This is a genomic window from Bradyrhizobium rifense (assembly GCF_008123425.1).
Lineage (GTDB): Bacteria > Pseudomonadota > Alphaproteobacteria > Rhizobiales > Xanthobacteraceae > Bradyrhizobium > Bradyrhizobium rifense.
In genome coordinates, this window is sequence record NZ_VSSS01000013.1 from 43,896 (window position 1) to 60,097 (window position 16,202).

General features: G+C 64.9%; 19 protein-coding genes. 6 read left to right on the forward strand and 13 right to left on the reverse strand.

Features of this window, described 5'->3' with window-relative positions:
• Positions 1–8: 8 nt before the first annotated feature.
• From FXB40_RS06090 to FXB40_RS06125, 8 genes are all read right to left on the reverse strand, one after another.
• Positions 9–194, reverse strand: coding sequence for a hypothetical protein (locus FXB40_RS06090; RefSeq protein WP_148771302.1), 186 nt, complete (start codon positions 192–194; stop codon positions 9–11).
• A 63-nt stretch (positions 195–257) separates the two neighbouring features.
• Positions 258–1,487 carry a carboxylate-amine ligase gene (locus tag FXB40_RS06095; RefSeq protein ID WP_148771303.1) on the reverse strand — a complete coding sequence of 410 codons (1,230 nt, stop codon included), beginning with the start codon at positions 1,485–1,487 and terminating at the stop codon, positions 258–260.
• A gap of 19 nt (positions 1,488–1,506) precedes the next feature.
• The gene (locus FXB40_RS06100; protein WP_148771304.1) at positions 1,507–2,337 is read right to left on the reverse strand and encodes a class II glutamine amidotransferase; all 831 of its coding nucleotides are present in this window, start codon (positions 2,335–2,337) and stop codon (positions 1,507–1,509) included.
• A 70-nt stretch (positions 2,338–2,407) separates the two neighbouring features.
• Entirely contained in the window at positions 2,408–2,854 is a 447-nt protein-coding gene (locus FXB40_RS06105; RefSeq protein ID WP_148771509.1) for a DMT family transporter, read from the reverse strand.
• Positions 2,855–2,904: 50 nt separating this feature from the next.
• The gene (locus FXB40_RS06110) at positions 2,905–3,534 is read right to left on the reverse strand and encodes an FMN-binding negative transcriptional regulator (RefSeq protein ID WP_148771305.1); all 630 of its coding nucleotides are present in this window, start codon (positions 3,532–3,534) and stop codon (positions 2,905–2,907) included.
• A 74-nt stretch (positions 3,535–3,608) separates the two neighbouring features.
• Positions 3,609–5,072 (reverse strand): MocR-like pyridoxine biosynthesis transcription factor PdxR, encoded by a 1,464-nt coding sequence (pdxR, locus tag FXB40_RS06115; protein WP_148771306.1) that lies wholly within the window; start codon positions 5,070–5,072, stop codon positions 3,609–3,611.
• A gap of 49 nt (positions 5,073–5,121) precedes the next feature.
• Positions 5,122–5,718: a redoxin domain-containing protein gene (locus FXB40_RS06120; RefSeq protein ID WP_148771307.1), complete on the reverse strand. Its 597-nt coding sequence runs from the start codon at positions 5,716–5,718 to the stop codon at positions 5,122–5,124.
• A 17-nt stretch (positions 5,719–5,735) separates the two neighbouring features.
• Positions 5,736–7,496 (reverse strand): MOSC and FAD-binding oxidoreductase domain-containing protein, encoded by a 1,761-nt coding sequence (locus FXB40_RS06125; RefSeq protein ID WP_148771308.1) that lies wholly within the window; start codon positions 7,494–7,496, stop codon positions 5,736–5,738.
• 185 nt (positions 7,497–7,681) lie between these two features.
• On the opposite strand from FXB40_RS06125, the gene FXB40_RS06130 reads away from it, so the two are divergent.
• The 5 genes from FXB40_RS06130 to FXB40_RS06150 all read left to right on the forward strand — a co-directional run bounded on the left by FXB40_RS06130 (position 7,682) and on the right by FXB40_RS06150 (position 10,447).
• Positions 7,682–8,062, forward strand: a complete 381-nt coding sequence (locus FXB40_RS06130) for a nuclear transport factor 2 family protein (protein ID WP_148771309.1) — start codon at positions 7,682–7,684, stop codon at positions 8,060–8,062.
• A 281-nt stretch (positions 8,063–8,343) separates the two neighbouring features.
• A complete protein-coding gene (locus FXB40_RS06135; protein ID WP_148771310.1) occupies positions 8,344–8,805 on the forward strand; it encodes a TerB family tellurite resistance protein in 462 nt (153 codons plus the stop codon).
• 2 nt (positions 8,806–8,807) lie between these two features.
• On the forward strand, positions 8,808–9,170 hold the full coding sequence (locus FXB40_RS06140) for a hypothetical protein (RefSeq protein ID WP_187436692.1): 363 nt from the start codon (positions 8,808–8,810) through the stop codon (positions 9,168–9,170).
• A complete protein-coding gene (locus FXB40_RS06145; protein WP_148771312.1) occupies positions 9,167–9,805 on the forward strand; it encodes a TerC family protein in 639 nt (212 codons plus the stop codon). The genes FXB40_RS06140 and FXB40_RS06145 overlap by 4 nt, the downstream gene beginning before the upstream one ends.
• Positions 9,806–9,862: 57 nt before the next feature.
• Positions 9,863–10,447 (forward strand): TIGR00645 family protein, encoded by a 585-nt coding sequence (locus tag FXB40_RS06150; RefSeq protein ID WP_148771313.1) that lies wholly within the window; start codon positions 9,863–9,865, stop codon positions 10,445–10,447.
• A gap of 18 nt (positions 10,448–10,465) precedes the next feature.
• On the opposite strand, the gene FXB40_RS06155 is transcribed toward FXB40_RS06150, so the two are convergent.
• Positions 10,466–11,413, reverse strand: a complete 948-nt coding sequence (locus FXB40_RS06155) for an AraC family transcriptional regulator (protein ID WP_148771314.1) — start codon at positions 11,411–11,413, stop codon at positions 10,466–10,468.
• Between the two features lie 94 nt (positions 11,414–11,507).
• Positions 11,508–12,446 carry a LysR family transcriptional regulator gene (locus FXB40_RS06160; RefSeq protein WP_148771315.1) on the reverse strand — a complete coding sequence of 313 codons (939 nt, stop codon included), beginning with the start codon at positions 12,444–12,446 and terminating at the stop codon, positions 11,508–11,510.
• 168 nt (positions 12,447–12,614) lie between these two features.
• On the opposite strand from FXB40_RS06160, the gene FXB40_RS06165 reads away from it, so the two are divergent.
• Positions 12,615–13,169: a hypothetical protein gene (locus FXB40_RS06165; protein WP_148771510.1), complete on the forward strand. Its 555-nt coding sequence runs from the start codon at positions 12,615–12,617 to the stop codon at positions 13,167–13,169.
• Between the two features lie 23 nt (positions 13,170–13,192).
• On the opposite strand, the gene FXB40_RS06170 is transcribed toward FXB40_RS06165, so the two are convergent.
• From FXB40_RS06170 to FXB40_RS06180, 3 genes are all read right to left on the reverse strand, one after another.
• Positions 13,193–13,978, reverse strand: coding sequence for a glutamate racemase (locus tag FXB40_RS06170; protein WP_246207411.1), 786 nt, complete (start codon positions 13,976–13,978; stop codon positions 13,193–13,195).
• A gap of 87 nt (positions 13,979–14,065) precedes the next feature.
• Positions 14,066–14,626 (reverse strand): DUF2478 domain-containing protein, encoded by a 561-nt coding sequence (locus FXB40_RS06175; RefSeq protein ID WP_148771316.1) that lies wholly within the window; start codon positions 14,624–14,626, stop codon positions 14,066–14,068.
• Positions 14,627–14,697: 71 nt separating this feature from the next.
• Positions 14,698–16,107 (reverse strand): aldehyde dehydrogenase family protein, encoded by a 1,410-nt coding sequence (locus tag FXB40_RS06180; protein ID WP_148771317.1) that lies wholly within the window; start codon positions 16,105–16,107, stop codon positions 14,698–14,700.
• Positions 16,108–16,202 lie beyond the last annotated feature (95 nt).

Genomic DNA, 16,202 nt, shown 5'->3' on the forward strand with positions numbered 1-16,202 from the left:
AGGGTGGCTCAATCAAAGGAATGAGGCGCGGCCCGATCCGGTTTGCCGGCCGGGCTGTCCGCCCACTTCGCCATCTCCATGGTCCGCGCGTCGACGCCCTCGCACCAGAAGCAGCTCGGCGTTGTCAGGCCCTTCCCGGACAGGATCGGGACCAGGCTGTGGCCGCAACCGGCGCACCAGGTGATGTCAGTCATTCATTCCTCTGCGGCGTAGCAAATCTAGAAGAGGCATTTTCGTTGGCGAAGCTTGCGCGGGCGCTATGACGGCGCTGGGGCGCGCTGTCCGGCGTCGGTGCGTGTCTCCGATATCGTCGATGCCGCGATCCATCGCGACGCAGCCGTGATGTCGTCTCCATTCTCGCGATAGGCGCGCAGCTGAAATTCGGCCGAGCTTCCGCGCGCCACGATGGTGCGGGAGTGCTCGACCTCGGCGCTGCATTCCAGCGCGGCTGCATCCTCAGTGATAGCGTCGATGATTCGCCCAAGCCACTCCGAGATCGTCACCGGCCCGTCCTGTGACGCAAAGATGCAGTCGGTGCCGTAGCGCTGGGCGCGCCATTTGTTCTCCACCGCAATCGCGCGTTCGACCGCGGTGACCTGCTTCGACAGATGCGGCCTCAGATAGAGGTGCCGCGTCAGGCAGCGATACAGCGAGGCGAGGGCAATGGCGTCGTCCACGAAGGTGCAGGTGTCGGGCGCGCGAAGCTCCAGCGTCGGGTGCTTCATCGATGGCCGCATCGCCCACCAGATGTGGCTCTCATCGGGGATCACGCCGGAACGCTGCAACGCGCCGACATAATCGTCGTAGTCGCGTCTGCTCTCGAACAGCTCGGGCAGGCCGGTGCGGGGCAGCTCGGAATAGGCGGCGAGCCGGTAGCCCTTGAGCCCGGTCTTGTGGGAATTCCAGAACGGCGAGGAGGCGGACAGTGCGATGAACAGCGGCAGATGCGGCAGCATCGCCCGCATCACCGCCATCCGCTTCTCCGGATCGGGCAGTTGAACATGCACATGCATGCCGCACATCATGTTGCGGTGGCCGATGCTGCGCAGATCCTCGATCATCTCCTCGTAGCGCGGTTTTGGGCTCGGCTGCGACATGCGCCAGACCGCCGTCGGATGCGTGCCGCAGGCCATGATGACGAAGCCATATTGCGCGGCGACGTTGGCGACCTCGCGACGCAGGAACCTCAACTCCTCCCGCGCGTCATTGACATCGATGTGGACGTTGGTCGCGACCTCCAGCTGGGATTGCAGCATTTCGCGCATGGCCTGGCCGCCGGTCGACCAGTTCGCCGATTCGAACAGCTCGTTGGGCGTCTGGATCGCGACCTCGAGGGTGTGGCGATCGGCGAGGAAATATTCCTCCTCGATGCCGAAGGAATATTCGGCCGCCTTGCCGCGTCCGCCGGCGGAGCGAATCACGAGATGCTGCTTGTCGTCGGAAGTATCCGGTCGCAGCAGTTTCAAAACGTCCGAAGCAAATGTCATGCGCCACCCGGCAGTGGTATTACCTGCGGGCAATAATCCTTCTGGCCGGGGCCGGTTCCGCCTCGGACCCACTGGAAATTGCAAGGTCGAACGGAACAATTTTCACGCGGTCCGACGCGCGCGCGATCAGTGCGTGGTTCGGCGGCACCTCTGTCCAGTCGGTTTCCTTGTCGAACGGCTCGGACACGACGACGACTTGTCCGTTGCCGGCTTCGCGAAAATAGAGCGTGTTGGCGGCGTCGTTGACGGCGATGCGAAACGCATAGAGATCCCTGCCGTTCGCGATCGCGCTGGTGAAGCGCAGCCGCTCGCGCAGCTGGCCTTCGTTGACGAGGCCGATGAGCGACTGCAGCACGGCTCGCGTTGCGCCAAGGGGATCGCCGTCGAGGCCGGCGCCCATCATCGCAAGGAACACGGCCTCCGAGTCGGTCGTTCCCAGGCGCGAGGGATAATAGGCATCGGGGATCAGCGCCTCGACCTTGCGCCGCAGCCGGTTCCAGCTGCCCACAAAACCATTGTGCATGAACATCCACTGGCCGCAGGCAAACGGATGGCAGTTCTGCCGCGTCACCGCAGTCCCGGTGGCGGCGCGCACATGGGCAAAGAACAGGTGCGAGCGCAGATGGCGGCAGAGGTAGCGCAAATTCTCATCCGACCAGGCCGGCCGCGTCTCGCGATAGAGGCCGGGCTCCGGATGCTCGCCGTACCAGCCGAGTCCAAAACCATCGCCATTCGATCCCGCCGTCGATTGGAGCGAGCGCATGCTCTGTGCGATCAGCGAATGCTCGGGCTCGGTGACGTAGGGTTCGAACGAGGTCGTCTCGCCCCGGTATGCGATCCAGCGGCACATGCAGGTTCCTGTCAGGGATGGCGTGCTGAGATGCACCAACAACCCTCACGGCGGGATGGTTCCCGTCGTTCTACATGCGGATCGAAACGACGCCGCCGACAAGCAGCGCGACACCGGCGATTCGCACGGCGCTCACGGGATGAACGGGGACACCCAGCACGCCGAAATGGTCGAACGCGATCGATCCGAACATCTGGCCGGCGATGAGCAGCGCGAAGAACGTCGCGGCGCCGAGCTGCGGGACGAGGAAAATTCCGAGGCCGATGAAGATGGCGCCGAACAGTCCGCCGGTCCATGCGAACCAGGGTATGCGGGTCGCAACCGCTGCCGAGGGGACGGGATCGCGCAGCAGGAACGCCAGCACCGCCATGCAGAGCACGCCGAGCAAATAGCTCATGAAGCCCGACCACGCCGCCGAGCTCAACGCCGTCCGGAGATTGGTGTTGAGCGCTTGTTGCATGACGAGACTGATCCCGGCCGCAACGGCCAGAATCATCGGGAGCGCCAGTTTCAACATCTCTTCTCCCCGCAATTTTTGCAGCGCGCCGTAGCGCGCCGATTCCTCGCTCATATCGGGACCGGGATGAGCGGCGCAACCTCCCGGTCCTGCGCGTTGTTGCTCTCCGCGAGTCCGGCTGCGACGCCGACGCGGTCAGCCTCGGGACGGTTCTGGCTCATCTTGCGCTTGCCTTCGAACCGCACCACGGGAATGCGCACGCCGACGATCCCGCGCAGCTGCGCGGCGATGAAGTCTGCGGGCGCATCACTGACCGCCCAAGGCTTTGCGCGGGTGCCTTCGTGCTTTTTGGTCAGCCGCGTCACGACCTCGAGCAGGCGCTCCGGCTCCTGGAAGAATTCCACCGGGCCATAGGCGTGCACGGCGATGTAATTCCAGGTCGGCACCACCTTTTCGGTTTCCTGCTTGGTCGCGTACCAGGACGGCGTCACATAGGCGTCAGGGCCGTTGAAGATCGCGAGCGCATCGCCGATCGGCGGCAGCTTCCATTGTGGGTTGGCCTTCGCCACATGTCCGTACAGTACGCCATGCTCGCCTTCGCTCTCGTCGAGGAACAGCGGCAGGGGCGTGGCGACCGGGCCCTCTGCGGTGGCCGTGACGAGGCTTGCGAGGCGGGCGGCGCGGATGGTCGCGCGGATGCTCTCGATGTCGTCGTCCTTGAAAGCCGGGGGGATGTACATGGCGTGTCTCCGTTCTTGATACGGAGATAGCCGCAATCTGGACTGTATGAAACTGCCAGTTTTATACGATTTTATCAGTCCAGTTCGGCGACCGCCTGCGCGAGAAGCTTGCAGCCGCGCTCGATCTGCATCGTTTCCAGCGCCGAATAGCCCATGACGAGGCCGACCGACTTCCGTGTTCGGGAGCCGACGAACAGCGCGGAGACGGGATAGATGCCGACGCCCTTGGCGCGGGCCGCCTTGATCAAGGCATCCTGATGCTTCCGCGGCAAATCGTCGAGCCACGCCACCACATGGAGGCCCGCGGCCTTGCCTTCGATCCTGATCCGATCGCCGAATCTCCGGCGAAGCGCGTCGAGCAGCGCCTGCTGCCGCTCCGCGTTGCGCCGGCGCACGCGCCTGACATGGCTGTCATAGGCGCCGCTCTCCAGCATCGCGGCAAGCGCCTCCTGTTCGATCAGCGGCGTGTGCCGGTCCATGATCTGCTTGGCGGCGGCGAACAGGGATCGCAGCGCCTGCGGCACCACGAGATAGCCGATCCGCAAGGTCGGCGAGAGCGTCTTGGAGACGGTGCCGAGATAGATCACGTTATCGCTGCCCTCCAGCGCATGCAGCGGCGGGATCGGCTTGGTGTCGTAGCGATACTCGCTGTCGTAATCGTCCTCGATCACGTAAGCGTCGTTTTGTCGGGCCCAGGCGAGCAATTGGTGTCGGCGTCCGATCGGCATGACGCCGCCGAGCGGATATTGATGTGACGGCGTGACATAGGCGAGGCGGGCCGCGATGCCGTCGAGCCGCTCGGTCTGAAGCCCCTCGGCATCGACCTGGATCGGCACCGCGACGGCGCCCGTCGCCGCAAAAGTGTGCCGCGCCATCTGGTAGCCGGGATCCTCCATCACGAAGCGGTCGCCGGCATCGAGCAGCAGACGCGCGCAGATGTCGAGGCCCTGCTGCGAGCCGTTGACGACAACGATCTGGTCGACCTCGCAGCGGACGCTGCGCGACCGCCACAGATAGCCCTGTAGCGCCGTCCGCAGCCGCAACGCGCCGCAGGGGTCGTCGTAGGCGAGCCGCTCGGGCTTGCGCGCCATCGCAGCGATCACGGCTTTCTTCCATGCCAGCACCGGGAAGTCGGCAGGCGAAAGCTCGCCATAGCGGAAGTTCGCAACAAGCCCGCGCGGCGGCGCGGCCCAGTGCGGCGGGGCCTGGCGCAGCCGCTCGCCGAATGCCGACAGCCGCACCTTGCGTGTCGATGGCCGGGACGTCGCGCGGGTGCGTCCACGCTCCACCACGGCGCGCGCGACGCGCGGCCGGGCGCCATGGCGCGTCTCGATAAAGCCCTCGGCGGCGAGCTGCTCATAGGCGATCGTGACGGTCGAGCGCGCCACGCCCATCTCACTGGCCAGCGCGCGCGATGACGGCAACAGGCCGTCGGTGCCGTAGACCAGCGACATGATCTGATCGCGCAGCGCCTCGTAGATCTGGCGTGCGCCCATGTGGCCAGCGCGGCGGCCGGGATTGGTTCTCTTCTGCATCATCCACATTCCAGGCCGGCATTGGTCCGGCCGACAAGGTCGGAATGTGGTTCTAACCCTGTTCGCCGAGCGTTTCGACGTAAGCCTTGCCGTAGGGATAGAAATGCTCCTTGTGGCCCTGATCCCATTGCGCCCTGAAGCCGGGCGCGGTGATGTCCCAATCTGGACGGCTGATCATGCTGACGGCTCGCAGATCCTGGCGAAGCTCCTCGACGGTCGGGCGGCCGAAGAACCAGTAGCCATTGTAGATCTTGTGAATGCGCAAGGCGGGCTCGAGCACGATGACATGCGGAATCATCGGGTTGTGGAGGGGATCGGTGTACTCGGCGATGTCGAGATCCTTCTGGATGATCCGCCTTGGATCGGACAGGAAAGGCCAGTGCGCGCCCGCGCCGCTGCGATATTCGTTGGTCTGGGTGATATTGTCGGTGGTGATCGTGACCAGCCGGCAATAGCCGACCTCCATCTCGCGATGGAGCTGCACCAGCCCCTCGGTCTGGCGACGGTCCTTCGGACAGAATCCGCCGCGGCCGAGCACGACGATCATCGGATCAATGCCCTGCAATTCAGAGAGCTTGCGGTGCTTGCCGGTGTGATCGCTGAGCTCGTAATCCGGGAAGGTCGCTCCCGGCACCATGTCAGTTCGCATAGGAGTCTCCTGTGTCTTTAAAGATCGATCACGATGTCGCCCTGCGGCCGTGCGCAGCAGATCAGGACATTTCCGTCCACCGGTGCGTCGAGCGGATCGGGCTGATAGCTGACGTCCCCCGCAACGAGTCCGCTCTCGCAGTTGTGGCACACCCCTGTCCGGCACGACCAGCGCACCGGGACGTCGCAGGCTTCGGCCAGTTCGAGCAGGCTGGCATATGATGGTCCCCAGCAGACGTTGAGGCCGCTGCGAGCAAAGGTCACCATGGGTCCTGGACCCGGTGCGCCGGCCGGCACATGCGCGGGCACTTTCTGCGAAGCCGCGATGCCGGGCGTCAGCGATGGCGCGGCGCCGAACAATTCGGTGTGAATGCGATCAGGTGCGACGCCCAACGCGCGGAGGCCGGTCGTGAGGTCGCTCATGAACGTGGCCGGTCCGCAGAGATAGAAGTCGCCGTTTTGCGGCACGTTGATCGCCTGGAGCAGTTGCTGGTCCAGATGTCCCGCGCTGTCGAAATCGATATCGCGGCGATCGCCGGGATCGGGCGTGCTGTAGCAGACATGGCTGTGATGGTGAGCCAGCCTGCCCAGGAGTTCGCGCACCTCAGCGGCGAAGGCGTGCTCGCGGCCGTTGCGGGTGCCGTGCAGCCACCAGACATCTCGCAGCGATGCTTCAGCAGCAAGAGCATGGAGCATCGCGAGAACCGGCGTCACGCCGATGCCGGCGCTCAGCAGGACGAGGGGCCGCGTACCCTGCTGCAGCGTGAAACTGCCGCGGGGCGCACCGAGTTGCACGATGTCGCCGGATTTGAGCTCGTCGGTGACGTATGCGCTGGCGATGCCGGGGGCTTCGCGTTTGATGCTGAGGCGATAGGACGCCGCATCGAAGGGGCGTGACAGCGAATAGCTGCGCGTCATTGCAAGCGTGGCGGAAGGCCCGAGCCGGACGATGACGAACTGGCCGGGCAGGGCGACGGCTCCGGGATGTCCGTCTGCGGGTTCGAGGATCAGCGACGTCACGCTGCTGGTTTCGGCGATCTTGCGCGCGACGCGAAACGGCCGGAAGCCGCGCCAGGCCGGAGGCGGGCTGGCCGCCGGGCCGAGGCCGGCATTTCCCGCGGCCGCACTTTCCGTGCTCCGCTGCTCGAGTAGGGCTGCGAAGGAATGACGCCAGCCGCCGCTCAGCGCCGGAATCCGCAGCGCGCACTCCAGGCGCTCGCGCGGGTGAGGGGGCAGATAAAGCAGCGCGTTGATCTCGCACACGCTCATGCTTTCAGGCCCGCTCGCGACCTGAACGATCTCATCGCCGGCCTCGACGTCGCCTTCCTCGATCACTCGAAAATAGAAGCCGGGCCGGCCGTGCTTGACCAGCAGCGCGGCCATGTCCGGCTCGTCCATCCGAATGCCGAGCCGGTAGCAGGTGACGCGCGGTTGCGTCACTTCGAACAGGGCAGAGCCGATCCTGTAACGATCTCCGATGCAGACCTCGGTGTCGGCGAGGCCCTCGACGGTGAAGTTCTCGCCGAATTGACCGGGAGCGAGGCTCGATCGACCGAGATGCTTTTGCCAGTAGCGATAGGACGCGTCCTGATAGACGAACACGGCACGGTTTTCGCCGCCGTGGCCCGCGGTATCGCCCTGGCCGTCGCCATCGATGTTGAGCCGCCGCACCTTGCGCGGACCCTCGACCGGCGCCTTCCAGATGCCGGTATGGACCGTCCTGCCTTGCCAGGCGACGTCGCGCGGCAGACCGACATTGACGGACAGCAAACGTGCCATGCTTGTTCCTCGGTGCGCCCGACGCTGCTCCGTAACTCCGGCGAATTCCGGATCGCTGCACCGTCAATCTGCATCCTGGTCGGGTTTTTGGCCCGTTAGTCGTTGTTAGACGTTGCGAGCCGGCCTTGCCGCCGTCTGTCCGCGCTCCGATCTAGAGAAAAGAAATCGCAAGACGGGAGGTTGCAATGGATGACCGGGCCAAGCTGGCGGCACTGCAGCGCCATTGGGACGCTTCGGACGCGAATGATTTCGAGGCCGAGCATGACATCTATCGCGACGATGCCGTGCTCGACTATCCGCAGTCCGGCGAGCGCATTCGTAGCCGCCGGAATATTCAGGAGAGCCGCTTCGTGCAGCCGAACAAGAAGCGCTTCACGGTCCGGCGGATCGTCGGCGGCGGTGATCTCTGGGTGAGCGAGTTCGTCCTGACCTATGACGGGGTGCCGTCCTACGTCGTCAGCATCATGGAATTCCGCGACGGATTGGTGGCGCACGAAACGCAATATTTCGGGGATCGGTTCGATCCGTCACCGACGCGTGCGCATCTCGTGGAGGTCGTGGGTTAGGAGCGACGCTCACGCCGGCACGGACGGAACCACGCTGCGGCGGCGGGTCGCACTGTTGTCGCCTTGATTCCGGCTCACCCGGCTTTATGTCTGGAGAGAACAAGAATCCGGGCCCCTCTGGCGAGGACGCTGACAATGTCAGCAAAACCTCGCGATGTCGGATGACCTGTCCCGCGCGAATGCGATGGATCGGCCGATCGTCGGGCCTTCTTAAGTTCTCTCCGACCAAATCGTCCCCATCGCAGCTCCGCGCGGCCATTTCGCAAAACTGAGGAGCGACGATGTCTGACGCCAATACTTCCAATCCGATCGAACTCGAGATCACCGAACCGCGCAGCTTCAATGAGCAGGCTGCGGTGGCGCTAGTGATCGCCGGCGCGTTGGTTGCCGTGGCCGACCGGCGCGTGTCGCCGGTCGAGCGCGACGAGGTGATCCGCTTCATCAGGGAACGCGGATTGGCGCCGCATATCAGCGAAGAGCGCTTATTTTCGATGTTCGACGAGCTCGCTGAACGGCTCGAAGAGCCCGATTTCGCCAATGTGGTGATCGACACGCTGCGGCCGGTCGCGGACCTGCCGCTGTCGTCCCATCTCATCGAGCTGTCGGAGCGCGTCGCGGCTGCGGATGAAGACGTGCATCCGCACGAGGTGCAGGCGATCAAGCTGTTGCGCCTGCTGACGCTGGTGCTGCCGCGCGCGAAGCCGGTCGGGCCGGATGCGGTCGGCGCCGCCCCGAAGGCGTGAGCATGAGTGCTGCTTCGGACGAGCAAAAGACGAGCTCCAAGGGCGCCACCGGCCGGCCTGCCGGCGGCGACCCGCGGCTTGACGCGCTCGTCCACCGGTTGCCGCCGCGTCTTGCCGGCACCGTCGACTATCTCCTGCAACCGTCCAGCCGCTGGGTCCGGATTCCCTCGGGCGCGCTGCTCGTCGTCGGTGGCGTGCTGTCCTTCCTGCCGGTGCTCGGCATCTGGATGCTGCCGCTCGGCCTCGCGCTGCTTGCCGAGGACGTGCCGGCGCTGCGTGCGTCGCGCTCAAAGGTCTTCGACTGGATCGAGCGCCGCAAGCCGCACTGGCTGGATCCGTCAGTTCCGAAGAATGATCAGTCATGATTGAATTCATCACCGCCGATGCGCTGACCGCGCTGCTCCAGGTCGTCCTGATCGACCTCGTGCTCGCCGGCGACAATGCCGTCGTCATCGGTCTCGCGGCTGCGGGCCTTCCGGCCGATCAGCGCCGCCGCGCCATCGTCGTCGGCATCGTTGCCGCGACCGCGCTGCGCATCGTCTTTGCCGGCGTCGCGACCCAGCTCTTGCAAGTGATCGGCCTGCTGCTCGCCGGCGGCGTGCTGCTGCTGTGGGTGTGCTGGAAGATGTGGCGCGAGCTACGCGAGCAGGCCGCGCATGTGAATCAGCTCGCGTTCAGCCATGCCGGTGGCGCGACCAGCGCGGCTGCGCCGCGGAAAACGTTCAAGCAGGCCGCGTTGCAGATCGTCGCTGCCGACGTGTCGATGTCGCTCGACAACGTGCTGGCGGTCGCGGGCGCTGCGCGCGAGCACCCCTACATCCTCGTCTTCGGCCTGATTCTGTCAGTCGCGCTGATGGGCGTCGCCGCCGATCTGCTCGGCCGCGTGCTCCAGAAGCAGCGCTGGATCGCCTATGTCGGTCTCGCCATCATCGTCTACGTCGCCTTCGAGATGATCTATCGCGGCTCGCTCGAGCTCGCGCCTGTCATCGCGAGCCTCTAAGTCCTGCCGTCGTTGTCCTACCTTCGTTTTCCTGCCTTCGCTTTCCTGGAGTGATCGATGTCGTCTGAACCCAAAGCACCTTCGGTGGCGCCCGCGCCGCGGCCGCAAATCGGCCCGTTCGCCCAGCTGATCTTCGGCTCGCGCTGGCTGCAGGTGCCGCTCTATGTCGGCCTCATCGTCGCGCAGGCTGTCTATGTGCTGCTGTTCCTGAAAGAGCTCTGGCACCTCGTTGCGCACTCGTTCGACGCCAGCGAGCAGCAGATCATGCTGGTTGTGCTCGGCTTGATCGACGTCGTCATGATCTCGAACTTGCTGGTGATGGTGATCGTCGGCGGCTATGAGACATTCGTGTCCCGGCTGAACCTGAGCGGCCATCCCGACGAGCCGGAATGGCTCAGTCACGTCAATGCCAGCGTCCTCAAGATCAAGCTCGCGATGGCGATCATCGGCATCTCCTCGATCTCGTTGCTCAGAACCTTCATCGAGGCTGGCAATCTCGGCACCACGCGCAGCAATTTCACCGAGACCGGCGTGATGTGGCAGGTGCTGATCCACCTGACCTTCATCATCTCGGCGATCGGCATCGCCTGGGTCGACCGCCTCAGCGAGAGCGGGCATCGCAAGGAGAATGGTCACGCTTGAATGCGTGACCCGGCCTGATCAGAGACGCCGGCTCCGCGCCAGCGTCTCGGACGGCGTTTCGCCAAATGCCAGTCTGTAGCCGCGCGAGAAGTCGCCGAGGTGCCAGAAACCGTTGCCGAGTGCTGCGGCCTTGACGCTCAAGCCGGCGCGTCCGGTCATGAGCTGGATGCGGGTCGCCCACAGCCGCTTGAGCCGGAGATAATGATGCAGGCTCACGCCGTGCACCGCTTGTGTGGCGGTCTGGAGCGTGCGCACGGAGACGCCGAGCGTGGTGGCGAGGTCGTCGCTGTAGAGCGGGCGACTGCCGTAGGTCGCCGCAACCTCATCGAGCCGTGCGATCAGCTTGTTGTGCTTGTCGAACGATCCGCGTCGCGCGGCGAGCCCATCGGCCGGCACCAGGGTGTCGTCGAGGCAGGCGAGCAGCGTCTCCTGGATCGGCCGGTTGAGTGCGTCGAACTGCCTGGGGTCGTTCGATTCCGAGGCCAGGCAAAACATGTTCAGGATCGTGGCACGCAGGCGTGCCATGGCGGCGTCATGCGAACGGAAGAACCCAAGTCCGCTGTCGTAATCCGCCCAGCCGCGATGGCGCATGTCCGAGTTGAACCGCATCATCAAATAGGTGTTGGCGCGTTGCTCGATCGATTTGATCGGAACCTTGCCGCGGACGACGTTCACCGTCGAACTGTCGATCTCGCGGCCGTTGGTGACGGAGTGAAACGAGAACGGGATCGTCAGGCCGACGCCACGGTCCGTGCCGATATCGACCTCGAGGCGGCGGGCGAAGGCGCGCTGGAGCACGAACAGCCCGTCCTGGAGCGGCAGGATGGCGCGGGCCATGGAGAAGTCGCGCGGATGGAACGGCGTGCTGGTGCCGAGACCAAGCACCTCGTTGGCGCGAAACTCGCCGAAGTCCGAGAAGCGCTCGATGCCGAGGACTCGCGAAGGTTTTAGCCGGCCTAGCGGCATTTCGGAATCCTTAGGGGGTGAGCGGGCTGAACCTCAAGAGGGTATCAGATGGCCGACCATCGGCCCTATTCCGGGAAACTACTGCGGCGCTTCATCACGCGACGTGCGGATAGGCCGCGTTCTCCCGCCGTTCGCGCTCGCCGAGCTCACGCACCAGCTCTTGAAGAAAGGACTCGGTGAAGGCGGGCAGGGTGCGCTCAGCGCGGACATAGATGCCGAGATCCGACCAAACCGGGCTGCCGGCATTGTCGAGCGGAAGGAACACGAGCTGTGCGTCGCGCGACAGCCGACCGACGCCGAGCTGGGTCTGGAAGGCGACGCCGACGCCGCGCGCGGCAAGCTCGCGCATCAGGTCGATCGAGTTGGCTTGAATTGCAGGCTCAGGCGTCTCGGAGAGCTGTGCGATCAAGGGCTGGAGCAGATGGTAGATCGACAGCTCCGGCAGCGCCTGGATGACGGGGAAGGCGAGGCATTGCTCCAGCGTGACCGTCTTGCGGCGCGCCAGCGGATGCTCGCGCGCAACCAGCGCGCCGAGGCGAAATCGTTTCAACGCGACCTGCCGCAGGTCGGGCGGATGCCTGAGCGCGATGGCGATGCCGATATCGGCCTCACCCCGGCGCAGGGCTTCGAGCACGTCGGACGATCCCATCACTTCGGCGGTGAAGCTGACGCGCCGGGCCCGGGTCCGGTGCGAGGCGATCAGGTCCGGCAACACCGACTCGGTGAGGGATTCGATGCAGGCGATGCTGACAGTGCCGTGCCAGGCGCCGGACAGGGACGCCACGTCTGAGCGGAAGCGGTCGAGGTCCTGAAGCACGTTCATGACGTGCCGGGCGAGCATCTCGCCGACCGTCGTCAGGGTCAGGCCGCGCGCATTCCGTTCGAACAAGGGTGATCCAACCTCTTGTTCGAGCTTGAGAATCTGGCGGCTGACCGCGGACGAGGCGACGTTCAGGAGGCGCGCTGCGGCGCGGATCGAGCCGGTGCGGCGGACGGCATGGAAGTACTGGATCGAAGGTGAGTGAAAGCGCATGGGACCCCCGACGCACTATAGCCGTTGCCGAAATGGCAGCAATATGTGCGAAATTCTCTGCCTTTTGAGAGCGCTGATTTCACCCTAGTGTCACATGCCGACGGGCCTGCCGGGCCCGCGCGGCGACGCGCCCGCAACGATGCGGCAGGGGATTTTGGGGTGAACGAGATGATCGCTGGCGAGCTGGAGCACGGGCGGGACGCCCGTCTCGTCGACCGCCGCCGCGCCGCCGCCTATGTCGGCGTGACCGCCGGCCGCTTCGAGCAACTGGTGCGCGACAATGTCGTGCCGCCGCCGGTCATGGTCGACAACAAGCGGCGCTGGCCGATCGCGTTGCTCGACGACGCCAGGGAAGCCGTCAGCAGCAGCCTGCCATCGCTGCCGGCGGCGAGGGCGGAAGTCGAGACGCGTCCCTGCGATCGCGATAGCGCGCCATCCTCGCGTGAGCTGCCCGATCAGGCCTGGTTCGAGCAGCGCGCGAGCTTCGTGCAGCGTGTTCGCCGCTCGCTGCTCTCGGGCAACGAGATCCGTCTGCTGCACGAGTTCAAGCTGCTCAGGCAGAACCAGATCAGCATGTATGGCTACTATGGCAGCTTCGAAGCGCTGATGGTGCGTGGCTATATCGTCGAGACCGATCGCAAGCCGCCATCGAGCCGTCCGCTGGTGACCTATCGCCTGACCGTGCCGGGCGAGCAGGTGATTGCTGCGCTGAAGGACGAATAGCCGGGCGGCAATGAGCGCGGTGGTCAGACGCGCTCGATCGTCAGATCGAGCCCGAGGCGCGCGAGCATGCGCTGGAAGTCCGCGAGATCGTAGCCCTCTCGTTCGGAAACGAGGGTCCGGAAGGCGCCGCAGCCACGGGTCGCGTAAGAGGCGACCGCCTCGACGACGTCGTCGGCCGGATCGAGGAATCGCAAGCGCGGCCCGGCCTGTTCGAAGTAGCGCAACAGCCAAGGCAGATGGGTGGATGACAACGTGACGACATCGGTGTCCACGGCGAGCGTGTCGAGCTTGGCGCGCACGGCGGTCAGGGTGCGGTCAGCGTCGGTCAAGAACGCGCCGTTCTCGACCAGCTCGGCGAGATCCGACGCGCTGACAAGGTCGACGCCGCCCTGTCCGGCGGATTCGCGTGCAACATAGGTGCGGATTTCAGAGCTAGAGATCAACGATGCCACGCCCATGATCGCGATTCGCTTGCTGGCGGACGTCTCAAGTGCGCGCCGGACGGGCGGAAACACGCCGATGATCGGCGTCCGGCTCCAGCTCTTGATCTCGTCGAGCACCATGACCGAAGGCGCATTGGAGGCGATCACGATGGCTGCCGGGCCGTAACTCTCCAGGCGTTCGATAGTACTTCGCATCACGCCGAGGAGTTCGCTCCTGCCCTTGCCGCCATAGGGAAAGCTGGCGCGGTCGGCGAAGTAGAGCACATCCTGACCCGGGAAACGGTCTGCGATCTTGCGCGCGATGGCGTAGCTGCCGATTCCGGCGTCGAAGACCGCGATCGGTCGGTTCAGAGTGACATTGTTCACGATGCAGCCAGGCCAAGCTAATGAAGGACGGCACGTCTCTGCATCAGCCGGGTGTTGATGTAAACCCACACCAGGTTGCGGATTGTTTCACTTAAAAATTTCGCAGACCGTCGGATGCTCATCGACGATCGGATCCGCATCCTGCGCCGAGACGGCCTGCCACCACGCGTCCAGCGCGCCGCGATCGCAACCGAGCTTGACGCTCATGCCGCCGGCGAACTTGATCCAGTCGGCGAAGTGATCCTTGCCGACCGCGATCACCACGGGGATGTCGGCATCGAGCGCGCGCTCGATCAGATAGGAGAGGCCCTTGCCGTCGCGCTCGCGCTTGCCGAAGCGGTTGATGATGACGAGGTCGGCGCCGTGCGAGAGCGCATCCGCGATCTGCGTCCCCGCATTCTGCAGCCGTGCCAAATCGAGGCGGCAGCCTTGCGCCGCCGGATCAAAATCCTGCGCGAGCAGGAGTTTTTCGCCGCTGTGAAGCAGAATGGCGGACAGGCTGGAATCAGCGCATTGGCCGGCTTGCACCATGCCGACGACGCGATGGCCGCGGGCGATCAGATCGGCGGCGAAACCGCGCAGGACGGCGTCGGGATCCTGATGCGGCGCATAGACGAGGGCGGCGAGGTCGCATTGCGCATCGAACATGGTCCGCCTCCGTTTCTCCTGTCGAAATAAACGGGGGCCGCGGCGGTTGCGCAGCGACCCCCGTTGTCGGATCAGGCGGCGGGCGGGCCGTTGATGATTTGGAGCTGGGTGAATTCGGCGAGGCCTTCCTCGGCGAACTCAGTGCCGATGCCCGACTGCTTGGCGCCGCCGAACGGGATGTGCGGGGCCATGTCGAGATGCTTGTTGATCCAGACCGTTCCGGACTCGAGCTGCGTTGCCACCTCGTGGGCGCGCTTGATGTCGGATGACCAGACCGAGGCGCCGAGGCCGTAGGTCGTGGCATTGGCGCGGCGGATCACGTCATCCTTGTCGGAATATTTGATCAGCGGCAGCACCGGACCGAACTGCTCCTCGTCGACCAGCTTCGAGCCTTCCTTGATGTCGCGCACGATGGTCGGCTCGATAAAATAGCCGGGACGGTCCATCGCGGCGCCGCCGGCAACCACCTTGCCGTTCTTGTGTGCGTCCTCGAGGAACGTCTTCACCTTCTCGTACTGCATCTTGTTCTGCAGCGGCCCGAGCTTGGTGCCCTGCTTGGAGCCGTCGTCGACCACCGTGCTCTTGGCGATCGCGACCAGCTCGTCGCAGAGCTCGTCATAGACGGACTCGTGCACATAGAGCCGCTTGATGGCGAGGCAGACCTGGCCGGAGTTCTGGAACGCGCCTTCGAAGATGCCGGGCGCGACCTTCTTCGGATCGACGTCGTCGAGCACGATGCCGGCATCGTTGCCGCCGAGCTCGAGCGTGATGCGCTTGAGCGTCTGCGCCGCGCTCGCCATCACCTTCTGCCCCGTCGCGGTGGAGCCTGTGAAGGAGATCTTGCGAATGTCAGGATGCTTGGTCATCTCGCCGCCGAGATCGTTGGCATCGGTGATGAAGTTGAGCACGCCCTTCGGCACCACGTCCTTGATCAGCTCGGCGAAGCGCAAGGAGGCGAGCGGCGTGGTCGGCGCGGGCTTCACGATCAGGGTGTTGCCGGCGATCAGCGCGGAGGGCAGTTTGAAAGCCAGAATGAGGAGAGGGTAGTTCCAGGGGATGATGGCGCCGACGACGCCGAGCGGGCGGCGATAGGCCTCGACCTTGCGATCGCCGGAATTCTCGATGACCTTCATCGGCAGATCGAGCGAGCCGAGATAGCGGAAGAACGCGGCCATGCCGAGCACTTCGCCGGTGGCATCCGCCAGCGGCTTGCCCTGTTCAGCGGTAAGCAGGCGCGCGAGCTCGCCCGAATTGGCCTCGATCACGTCGGCCATCTTCATCACGACCTTGCGGCGGTCCTCGATCGAGGTCGCGGCCCAGGCAGGGAAGGCGGCTTTCGCGGCGGCAACGGCCGTATCAAGCTGGGACTTCGAGGCGCGGGGACATTGTGCCACCACCTCTTCGGTCGCGGGATTGAGAACCGGCATGGTCATGTCGCCGGGCACCATTTTGCCGTCGATCAGCAGATTAAAGTCGCTCATAGGCTTTGCGCTCCCTTGAAGAACGGGCCGTTCGGGCCTCGTTATATCGCTTTATATATCACGCTCCGGCCGGGCCGGCCATGGCTGCGGATTCG

Bases quoted from the DNA above. Each gene is read 5' to 3' on its own strand.
- FXB40_RS06090 (WP_148771302.1), bottom strand. From the start codon at position 194: ATGACTGACATCACCTGGTGCGCCGGTTGCGGCCACAGCCTGGTCCCG.
- FXB40_RS06120 (WP_148771307.1), bottom strand. From the start codon at position 5,718: ATGCGAACTGACATGGTGCCGGGAGCGACCTTCCCGGATTACGAGCTC.
- FXB40_RS06180 (WP_148771317.1), bottom strand. From the start codon at position 16,107: ATGAGCGACTTTAATCTGCTGATCGACGGCAAAATGGTGCCCGGCGAC.
- FXB40_RS06110 (WP_148771305.1), bottom strand. From the start codon at position 3,534: ATGTACATCCCCCCGGCTTTCAAGGACGACGACATCGAGAGCATCCGC.
- FXB40_RS06165 (WP_148771510.1), top strand. From the start codon at position 12,615: ATGATCGCTGGCGAGCTGGAGCACGGGCGGGACGCCCGTCTCGTCGAC.
- pdxR (WP_148771306.1), bottom strand. From the start codon at position 5,072: ATGATGCAGAAGAGAACCAATCCCGGCCGCCGCGCTGGCCACATGGGC.
- FXB40_RS06155 (WP_148771314.1), bottom strand. From the start codon at position 11,413: ATGCCGCTAGGCCGGCTAAAACCTTCGCGAGTCCTCGGCATCGAGCGC.
- FXB40_RS06125 (WP_148771308.1), bottom strand. From the start codon at position 7,496: ATGGCACGTTTGCTGTCCGTCAATGTCGGTCTGCCGCGCGACGTCGCC.
- FXB40_RS06105 (WP_148771509.1), bottom strand. From the start codon at position 2,854: ATGTTGAAACTGGCGCTCCCGATGATTCTGGCCGTTGCGGCCGGGATC.
- FXB40_RS06100 (WP_148771304.1), bottom strand. From the start codon at position 2,337: ATGTGCCGCTGGATCGCATACCGGGGCGAGACGACCTCGTTCGAACCC.
- FXB40_RS06130 (WP_148771309.1), top strand. From the start codon at position 7,682: ATGGATGACCGGGCCAAGCTGGCGGCACTGCAGCGCCATTGGGACGCT.
- FXB40_RS06145 (WP_148771312.1), top strand. From the start codon at position 9,167: ATGATTGAATTCATCACCGCCGATGCGCTGACCGCGCTGCTCCAGGTC.
- FXB40_RS06135 (WP_148771310.1), top strand. From the start codon at position 8,344: ATGTCTGACGCCAATACTTCCAATCCGATCGAACTCGAGATCACCGAA.
- FXB40_RS06150 (WP_148771313.1), top strand. From the start codon at position 9,863: ATGTCGTCTGAACCCAAAGCACCTTCGGTGGCGCCCGCGCCGCGGCCG.
- FXB40_RS06175 (WP_148771316.1), bottom strand. From the start codon at position 14,626: ATGTTCGATGCGCAATGCGACCTCGCCGCCCTCGTCTATGCGCCGCAT.
- FXB40_RS06095 (WP_148771303.1), bottom strand. From the start codon at position 1,487: ATGACATTTGCTTCGGACGTTTTGAAACTGCTGCGACCGGATACTTCC.
- FXB40_RS06140 (WP_187436692.1), top strand. From the start codon at position 8,808: ATGAGTGCTGCTTCGGACGAGCAAAAGACGAGCTCCAAGGGCGCCACC.
- FXB40_RS06160 (WP_148771315.1), bottom strand. From the start codon at position 12,446: ATGCGCTTTCACTCACCTTCGATCCAGTACTTCCATGCCGTCCGCCGC.